Annotated in this window: 5 protein-coding genes; 4 read left to right on the plus strand and 1 reads right to left on the minus strand. The window is 65.0% G+C overall.

All coding sequences use genetic code 11. From position 1 onward, the window contains the following. Nucleotides 1-5: 5 nt before the first annotated feature. A complete protein-coding gene (locus FHW83_RS27205) occupies nucleotides 6-1,049 on the minus strand; it encodes an aminoglycoside phosphotransferase family protein (RefSeq protein ID WP_176649500.1) in 1,044 nt (347 codons plus the stop codon). A gap of 108 nt (nucleotides 1,050-1,157) precedes the next feature. Between FHW83_RS27205 and FHW83_RS27210 the strand changes: the two genes are divergently transcribed. The 4 genes from FHW83_RS27210 (at nucleotide 1,158) to rsmA (ending at nucleotide 6,815) form a co-directional block, all read left to right on the plus strand. Further along, entirely contained in the window at nucleotides 1,158-3,392 is a 2,235-nt protein-coding gene (locus FHW83_RS27210; protein WP_373997275.1) for an LPS-assembly protein LptD, read from the plus strand. A gap of 107 nt (nucleotides 3,393-3,499) precedes the next feature. Then, entirely contained in the window at nucleotides 3,500-4,951 is a 1,452-nt protein-coding gene (locus FHW83_RS27215; RefSeq protein WP_176649502.1) for a peptidylprolyl isomerase, read from the plus strand. Nucleotides 4,952-4,977: 26 nt separating this feature from the next. After that, nucleotides 4,978-6,045 (plus strand): 4-hydroxythreonine-4-phosphate dehydrogenase PdxA, encoded by a 1,068-nt coding sequence (gene pdxA / locus FHW83_RS27220; protein ID WP_176649503.1) that lies wholly within the window; start codon nucleotides 4,978-4,980, stop codon nucleotides 6,043-6,045. Continuing rightward, nucleotides 6,042-6,815 (plus strand): 16S rRNA (adenine(1518)-N(6)/adenine(1519)-N(6))-dimethyltransferase RsmA, encoded by a 774-nt coding sequence (gene rsmA / locus FHW83_RS27225; protein ID WP_176649504.1) that lies wholly within the window; start codon nucleotides 6,042-6,044, stop codon nucleotides 6,813-6,815. The genes pdxA and rsmA overlap by 4 nt, the downstream gene beginning before the upstream one ends. Nucleotides 6,816-6,938 lie beyond the last annotated feature (123 nt).

Here is a 6,938-nt window from a genome sequence, read left to right on the forward strand (position 1 = left end):
CGTCCTCAGAAGGTGTAGCCGACTTGCGGCTGACGGTCTTCCAGCAGGTCCAGCAGCTTGATCAGCGGCTTCAGGTCCTTGTAGCGGCCGGCGGTCTTGCGCACGTATTCCATCACGGTCGGCAGATCGTCCAGGTACTGGGCCTTGCCGTCGCGGTAGTTCAGGCGGCAGAACAGGCCGAGGATTTTCAGGTGGCGCTGCAGCGCCATGTATTCGAAGTCCTTGTAGAAGGCGTCGATGTCGGCGTTCACCGGCAGGCCCAGCGACTTGGCGTGCTGCCAGTAGCGGATCGCCCAGTCCAGCACCAGTTCCTCGTCCCACGACACGTAGGCGTCGCGCAGCAGCGAGGCGATGTCGTAGGTCATGGGGCCGTACAGCGCGTCCTGGAAATCCAGCACGCCCGGATTGCCGGCGTCCACCACCATCAGGTTGCGCGAGTGGTAGTCGCGGTGCACGTACACCTGCGCCTGCGCGGTGACGTTGGCCAGGATGGCGTTGAACACGCCTTGCAGCTCGGCCGCCTGTTTTTCGGTCAGCGTGGCTTTCAGGTGCTGGCCGATGTACCACTCGGGGAACAGGTTCATCTCGCGCAGCAGGAAGGCGCGGTCGTATGCGGGCAGCACGTCCGGGCGGCTGGTGAGCTGGAACTTGACCAGCGCCTCCAGCGCCTCGGCGTACATGGTGGAGGCGTTGTCGTGATTCAGCGCCGACAGGTAGGTGGTGGTGCCCAGGTCGGACAGCAGCATCAGGCCGGCCTCGTAATCGGTGGCGACGATGCGCGGCACCGTCACGCCCGCGTGCGTGAGCATTTCGTCAACCTTGACGAAGCCCAGCACGTTTTCGCGCTCCGGCGGCGCGTCCATGGCGATCAGGGTCGGGCCCAGCGCGGCTTGCTTTTCTGGCAAAACATTGAGGCGGAAATAGCGGCGGAAGCTGGCGTCGGCCGAGGCGGGGCGTATGCTGTCCACGTCGACCACATTCAGGCCGCGCAGCCACGTTACCAGCAGTGCAAGACGTGTATCGGAAGTTAAATTCTGTAATAAAGACATTGAAGCGTGCCGAGGAAACCGGCGTCAGGTGAAGATTCCCATATAATAAGGGATTCAAATTAAAAAATCGCCTTTCATGGTGTTTCGTCCCCTCTTTTCATGAGTCGCATGCCCAAACCGCAGCGCTTGGCGTATGCCTTGTCCGCTATCTTCACTGTAGCGGCGTTGCCCGCCTACGCCCAGGCGCCCAAGCAGCGCGCGCCGCGCGTGGAAGACAAGAACGCCGTCACCACCGTCATGGCCGAGGACATCAGCGGGCGTCCCGAACGCGAGCTGAACCTGGACCGCGACGCCGAGATCATCAAGGACAAGACCAAGGTCAAGGCCGATACCGCCTGCTACCGCCAGGTCGAGGATGAGGTCGAAGCCAAGGGCAACGTGAAGATCTGGCGCTTCGGCGACTACTTCACCGGCGACGAGCTCAAGCTGAACATGGACACCGGCAAGGGCTACATGCTCAACCCGACCTATCAGCTGGAGGCCAACCACGCGCGCGGCAAGGCCGAGCGCCTGAACTTCATCAACGAGGATGAGGCGCAGGTCATCAACGGCACCTACAGCACCTGCCAGAGCGCCGACCCGGACTGGTATTTGCGCTCGGACACGCTCAACCTGGATTCGGGCCGCGACGTCGGCACCGCCGGCAAGACGCTGATTTACTTCAAGGACGTGCCCATCATCGGCACGCCGGCGCTGTCGTTCTCGCTGTCCGGCGCGCGCCGCTCCGGCTGGCTGTCGCCGACCCCGGGCTTCGGTTCCAAGAACGGCGCCGAGCTGGTGGTGCCGTACTACTTCAACATCGCGCCCAACCGCGACCTGACGCTGTACCCGAAAATCATCGGCAACCGCGGCATCCAGGTCGGCGCGCTGGGACGTTATCTGGGCGAGACCGACGGCGGCTTGTACCGCGGCGAAACCTATCTCGAGTATCTGCCGCGCGACCGCGAATACGCCAAGGCCAACCCGGACATCAAGTCCGACCGCTGGATGATACGCTCGACCCACAGCCAGGACCTGAGCAAGGACTGGGAATACAGCTGGAACTTCCGCGCCGCCTCGGACAACAACTATCCGAACGATTTCTCCAAGACCGTGTCCAGCTCCACCGAGCGCCAGCTGCTGCGCGAGCTGCGCACCGATTACCACGGCGAGTTCTGGACCCTGACCGCGCGCGTGCAGAAGTACCAGGTGCTGCAGGATCCGGAATCGGTGGTCGACCCGTCGCTGACGGTGACGCGCCCGTACGACCGCCTGCCGGCCGTCAACTTCCACGCCGCGCAGTACGACGTCGCCGGCGGCTTCGACTGGGCCTTCGACTCCGAGCTGACCCGCTTCTACCATCCGACCCTGATCAACGGCACGCGCCTGGTGGCGATCCCGCAGGTCAGCTACCCGATCATCGGGCCGAGCTACTTCATCACGCCGAAGGTGATGGTCAACATGGCCAGCTACCAGCTGGACGCGTTCGGCGCGCAGCGCGCCGACAACCTGTCGCGCACGGTGCCGACCTTCTCGCTGGACTCGGGCCTGGTGTTCGAGCGCGACGTCACGTTCGGCGGCAAGCAGATGACGCAGACGCTGGAGCCGCGCCTGTTCTACGTGAACACGCCGTACCGCGACCAGAGCAAGTTCCCGACCTTCGACACCGACGCCGCCACCTTCAACTTCGCGCAGATCTTCAGCGAGAACCGCTTCGTCGGCTCGGACCGCATCGGCGACGCCAACCAGCTGACCGCCGCGCTGACCTCGCGCTTCCTGGACGCCAACGGCGCCGAGGCCCTGCGCCTGGCGTTCGGCCAGCGCTTCTACTTCCGCGACCAGAAGGTGCAGCTCGACTCGTCGACGCCGGTGGTGGACGCCCACTCCGACATCCTGCTGGCCGCCACCGGCCGCATCTCGGAAACCTGGACCTTCGACAGCGCCGTGCAGTACAACCCGAGCCAGAGCCGCATCGTCTCGGAGAGCTACACCGCGCAGTGGATTCCGGGCAAGAAGAAGGTGCTGAACCTGGGCTACCGCTACCTGCGCGACAGCTTCAAGAACATCGAGCTGTCGAGCCAGTGGCCGATCTTCCAGCGCTGGTACGGCGTGGGCCGCATCAGCTACTCGGTGCAGGACAAGAAAATCCTGGAAAGCCTGGTCGGCCTCGAGTACAACGCCGACTGCTGGGTGTTCCGCACCGGCGCCCAGCGCTTCGTGACCACCTCGACCAAGGCCTCGACCCAGATCTTCTTCCAGCTCGAGCTGAACGGCCTGTCGCACCTGGGCGTGGGCAGTCCGCTGGAGGCGATGAAGAGCAGCATTCCTGGCTACCAGCGTTTGAATGAGGGCTATGGCCGCTAACTCCTGATGTACACTTGGCGTCCGCCGCGCAAAAACACGCGTCGGCGCCTTTTTGCCTTTTTTACACCTTTGAGCGTTCTAACATGCGTAATGCCAGTAAGTACCAGATGAAACTCCTCGCAGTCCTGTTGTGCACGGCCGCGCTCAGCGGTTGTAGCCTGTTCTCGTCGAAGAAGAAAGCTGAGCCTGCGCCAGCCCCCGCCGCCGCGCCGGCCACCACCGCCGCCACGCCAGCGGCCGCCGCCAAGCCGGCCGCGAAACCGGCCGGCGCCGGCTTCGTCCCGCCGGGCGAGTCCGGCAACGTGGCGATCGACTCGATCGTGGTGGTGGTCAATGACGACGTCATCACCCAGCGCGAGCTGGCCAACCGCATCAAGACCGTGACCGCCCGCATGAAGGCGCAGAACGTGCAGATGCCGTCGCCCGCCGACCTGCGCCGCCAGCTGCTGGAGCGCATGATCGTCGAGCGCTCGCAGCTGCAACTGGCCAAGGAATACGGCGTGCGCGTGGACGACCTGCAGCTCGACCGCGCCATCCAGCGCATCGCCGAAGCGCAGAAGATGAACGTGCAGCAGTTGCGCGACCAGATGGAAAAGGATGGCACGCCGTACGCCTCGTTCCGCGAGGAGATCCGCGAGGAAATCATCATGCAGCGCCTGCGCGAGCACGAGGTGGACGCCAAGATCCAGATTTCCGACGCCGAGGTGGACAGCTTCGTGGCCGCCGAAAAAGCCGCCGCCGCCGAGCAGTTCGAGATCAACATCTCGCAAATCATGATCCGCATCCCGGACAACGCCACCGCCGAAGTGATCGCCCAGCGCCGCGCGCGCGCCGAGGAAGTGATGCGCCAGCTGCGCACCGGCGCCGACTTCGCCAAGATGGCCGCCACCTACTCGGACGCCAGCGACGCGCTGCAGGGCGGCGCGGTGGGCTGGCGCCAGCCCGAGCGCCTGCCGCCGGTGTTCGCCGAGGCGCTGGTCAAGCTGAAGCCGGGCCAGGTCACGCCGATCATCAAGAGCACCGGCGCCTTCCACATCCTGAAGGCGGTGGACCGCCGCAGCCTGGCCGAGGCGCAAGCCGTGGCCTCGGTGCAGCAGACCCACGCGCGCCACATCCTGATCAAGGTGACGCCGACCATGAGCGCGGCCGACGCCAAGCGCAAGCTGCTGGAACTGAAGGAGCGCCTGGACAACAACGCCGCCAAGTTTGAAGACCTGGCGCGCCTGGTGTCGAACGACGGTTCGGCCTCCAAGGGCGGCGACCTGGGCTGGCTGTACCCGGGCGACACCATGCCGGAATTCGAGGCGGCGATGAACAACCTGAAGATCGGTGAAGTCAGCCAGCCGGTCGAGACCAGCTTCGGCCTGCACCTGATCCAGGTGCTGGAGCGCAAGAGCGACGACGTCTCGAAAGAGCGCGAGCGCAACAATGCCCGCCAGGCGCTGCGCGAACGCAAGCTGGAAGAAGCCACCGAAAGCTGGCAGCGTGAAGTCCGCGACCGCGCCTACGTCGAGTACCGCAACGAAGACGACAAGGCCGCCAACGCCGCCAGCAAATAAGGCAACTGAGCAGAAAGGGGAGCACGATGAGCGCCACTTCACCTAAACGGCGCCCCGGAGTGCGCCCCGCCATTGCCGTCACGGTGGGCGAGCCGGCCGGCATCGGCCCGGAAATTTCGCTGCGCGCGGCGTGGGCGCGGCGGCACGAAGTCAATTGCGTGCTGCTGGGCGACGCCGCCTTCCTGGCCATGACGGCCAGCGAGACCGATCCCGACATTAAAGTGTCCGCGCTGTCGCTGATGGCGGTGCGCAACGGCGGCCTGCCGCATTTCGGCCCGGACCGCATCAGCGTGATCGACGTGCCGCTAGCCGCGCACGTCGTGCCTGGCAAGCTGGACAAGGAAAACGGCCGCGCCGTGCTGGCCACGCTGGACGCCGCCATCGAGGGCGTGCGGGCCGGCTGGTTCGAGGCGGTGGTCACCGCGCCGCTGCAAAAGAGCACCATCAACGACGCCGGCGTGCCGTTCTCCGGCCACACCGAATACTTCGCTGAAAAGACCGGCACGCCGCAGGTGGTGATGATGCTGGCCGGGCCGCAGGCCGGCTCGGGCGAACCATTGCGCGTGGCGCTGGCGACCACCCACCTGCCGTTGCAGGCGGTGTCGGCGGCGATCTCGCGGGACGGCCTGGGGCGCACGCTGGACATCATTCACGCCGACCTGCGCGGCAAGTTCGGCATCGCCGCGCCGCGCATCCTGGTGTGCGGCCTCAACCCGCACGCCGGCGAGAACGGCTACCTGGGGCGCGAGGAAATCGACACCATCACGCCAGCGATCGAAGCCGCTCGGGCCCGCGGCATCGATGCGCGCGGCCCGTATCCGGCCGACACGTTGTTCCAGCCCAAGTATCTGCGGGACGCCGACTGTGTTTTGGCGATGTATCACGACCAGGGCCTGCCGGTACTGAAATATGCGACGTTCGGAAATGGCGTCAACATCACGCTGGGCCTGCCGCTGATCCGCACCTCGGTCGACCACGGCACGGCGTTGGACCTGGCCGCGCAAGGCTTGGGCAAGGCCGACTGCGGCAGCATGGAGCAAGCCATCGGCGCCGCGCTGGCGATGGCGAATAATTCTTTGGACAATAAAAAATGAAACAACACGTAGCCCGCAAACGCTTCGGCCAGAACTTCCTGCATGACCAGCACGTGCTGGGCAGCATCACCGAGTCGATCGACCCGGCGCCGGACGACACCATGGTGGAAATCGGCCCCGGCCTTGCGGCCATGACCGACCAGCTGCTGCGCACGCTCAAGCACATGCACGTGGTCGAGCTGGACCGCGACCTGGTGGCGCGGCTGGAAAAAGCCTACCCGCGCGACAAGCTGACCGTCCATTCGGGCGACGCGCTGAAATTCGACTTCGCCAGCATTCCGGTGCCGGAAGGGCAAAAGCTGCGCATCGTCGGCAACCTGCCGTACAACATCTCCAGCCCGCTGCTGTTCCACCTGGCGACCTTCGCCCCGCTGGTCAAGGACCAGCACTTCATGCTGCAGAAAGAGGTAGTGGAGCGCATGGTGGCCGAGCCGGGCAGCAAGGTGTATGGCCGCCTGTCGGTGATGTTGCAATGGCGTTATGACATGTCGCTGCTGTTCGTGGTGCCGCCGGAAGCGTTCGACCCGCCGCCGAAGGTCGATTCGGCCATCGTGCGCATGATCCCGGTCGCCCGGCCGCTGGCATGCGACGGCGAGAAGCTGGAGGCCGTGGTGCAGAAAGCCTTCTCCCAGCGCCGCAAGGTGATCCGCAACTGCCTGGCCGGCATGTTCACCGAAGAACAGATCGTCGCCGCCGGCATCAACCCCACCGACCGCCCCGAAGCCGTCGGCCTGGCCCAGTACGTCGCCCTGGCGAACCTCCTCAAGTAAAAACTTCGGGGAACAGCGGCCAACCCCAGTGACTAGTCCTGGAATAAGTTGACGGGTAACCGCCTTTTTCGTTACCCGTTAATTAAGCTCCAGCAAAGACGCCCGATGAACTGCATCGGGCGT

Source organism: Duganella sp. SG902, assembly GCF_013376005.1.
Taxonomy (GTDB): Bacteria; Pseudomonadota; Gammaproteobacteria; order Burkholderiales; family Burkholderiaceae_D; genus Rugamonas.